The 1,121-nt window shown below is 68.7% G+C and carries 1 protein-coding gene; it reads left to right on the top strand.

Going from position 1 to position 1,121, the window contains the following annotated elements; all coding sequences use genetic code 11:
• The first annotated feature begins 351 nt into the window (after positions 1–351).
• A complete protein-coding gene (locus ACWGIU_RS38335; RefSeq protein ID WP_453712771.1) occupies positions 352–1,056 on the top strand; it encodes an aggregation-promoting factor C-terminal-like domain-containing protein in 705 nt (234 codons plus the stop codon).
• The last annotated feature ends 65 nt before the right edge of the window (positions 1,057–1,121 follow it).

Here is a 1,121-nt window from a genome sequence, read left to right as displayed (position 1 = left end):
AGAGCCTAGCCGGGCGGCGCCGCGCTGCACAGGTCTTTTCTCGAATCAGCGGCGGCATGCCAGGTGTGACCTTTCACACGCAACAGAGAATTGCCTTGCGGTGTCGCGTTCCGGCAGAGTCTGGTTTCCGTCAGGCCCCGCATACGGCACACCTGTATCTCCCGTGAGGTACGCGCAGCACCACAACTCCACAGCCGATCGCCGTATGCCGCCCGGAGTTTCACGCGGCGGCCCCCGCAAGGGGGTTGCCCACGGGCCCGCGCCTCCAGTGACCGTAGAACCACGGAGGCCAGAGTCGAGGGCACTTTTGCGCCCGCGCGGTCACTGCGGACGCTGCTGGAAGGACACCGTGTGAGCCGGATCTCGGTCCGGGGGTTCGCCGTGGCTTCGGCCACCGCGGTCACCACCGTCGGCGCAGTCGTAGGCGTTGCCACCGGCGACCCCACGAACGATCTCGAGACGACCGCGTCCGGCGCGACTCTCCTTGCCGACATCCCGGTCGGCGACCAGGCACAGGTCCAGAGTGCGTCGCTGACGCAGCAGGCCGACGCCATCGCCCACGCCGCCGATGCCGACGCCAAGCGTTCCGCCGAGGAGGCCGCTCGCCTCCAGGCCGCCGAGGACGCCAAGGCCAAGAAGGCGGAGGCCGAGAAGGAGAAGGCCGAGGCCGACGCCAGGCTGAAGCGGGAACGCGAGGAGAAGGAACAGGTCGCCAGCCGCTCCGCCGCCCGTGATGCCGGGGACTTCGCCCCCCAGAGCTCCTACACGGTCGCTCAGGTCAAGGCCATCGCCCAGCAGATGGTCCCGGCCGGCCAGTTCCAGTGCTTCTCGAACATCATCAACCAGGAATCCACCTGGAACTACCTGGCCGTGAACAAGTCCTCGGGCGCCTACGGTCTGGTCCAGGCACTGCCCGGTTCGAAGATGGCCACGGCCGGCGCGGACTGGCGCACCAACCCCGCCACGCAGATCAAGTGGGGCCTGAACTACATGGAAGACCGCTACGGCAGCCCCTGCGGCGCCTGGAGCTTCCACCAGGCCAACGGCTGGTACTAGAAAGCCCGCGCCGCCGCAAGCGCCGCGCACCGCACAACCCTGGGGAGCCCCGCACCGTCCTACGG

This window comes from Streptomyces sp. NPDC054840 (assembly GCF_053611065.1).
Note: the sequence above shows the minus strand (reverse complement) of the source record. Positions and strands in the feature narration are given on the sequence as shown.